This window comes from Pseudomonas sp. PDM22 (assembly GCF_014851965.1).
Lineage (GTDB): Bacteria > Pseudomonadota > Gammaproteobacteria > Pseudomonadales > Pseudomonadaceae > Pseudomonas.
This window is the reverse complement of record NZ_JACVAR010000072.1, coordinates 1-255: the sequence shown is the minus strand read 5'-3', so window position 1 is coordinate 255 and position 255 is coordinate 1. Positions and strand designations below refer to the sequence as shown.

Annotated in this window: 1 protein-coding gene; it reads left to right on the top strand. The window is 63.1% G+C overall.

Annotated features, from left to right (window positions below):
* On the top strand, window positions 1-255 hold a 255-nt coding region (locus IB255_RS31400; RefSeq protein WP_192211307.1), incomplete at both ends, for a hypothetical protein.

The following is a 255-nucleotide window of genomic DNA, read 5'->3' as shown; positions in this document are numbered from 1 at the left end:
AAGAAGCCAAGGTCCAGCAGACCATCAGCGGCAAGGCCTCGGGTGAGTTCCAGGCTGGCGACGTGGTGAGCTTCAAGCTCAACGGTACCGACTACAGCGCCAAAGTGGCTGCAGACGGCAGCTGGAGCGTGAAGGTGGCCGGTGCGGACCTCGCAGCGGAAACCAACATCCACGCCACCCTGGTAGCCCACGATGCCGCGGGCAATAGCGCCGATGTACTGGCTGATCATGCCTACACCGTCGTCCTCGTTCCGC